Source organism: Thermococcus sp. GR5 (genome assembly GCF_012027535.1).
Classification (GTDB): domain Archaea; phylum Methanobacteriota_B; class Thermococci; order Thermococcales; family Thermococcaceae; genus Thermococcus; species Thermococcus onnurineus.
On the sequence record NZ_SNUN01000049.1, the window covers coordinates 1 to 255 of the forward strand.

General features: G+C 58.4%; 1 protein-coding gene. It reads right to left on the bottom strand.

Annotation, left to right across the window (positions count from 1 at the left end; all coding sequences use genetic code 11):
* A partial coding sequence (locus E3E33_RS10815) for a hypothetical protein (protein ID WP_167731709.1) occupies positions 1 to 255 on the bottom strand: 255 nt, incomplete at both ends.

The following is a 255-nucleotide window of genomic DNA, read 5'->3' on the forward strand; positions in this document are numbered from 1 at the left end:
CGTCCACCACCATGTGGACCGGGGCTATGTCCTCGTAGGCCGCGGTGACCGGGTTGACGAGAGGTCCACCAACAGAGATGAGGACGTCGTTGGCGGTCAGTTGGGCGAAGTCGAACTGGTCAGCGAGCACTGACTTGGTTCTGACGTCAATCGGGACGGTGCGGGCTATGTACTGGGAAGTCGAGAATGCATCTGGCGTTCCGAGGTTGTTGAAGATAAAGTAGACCGTGTCGGCGTTGGCGATCCTCTCCGAAT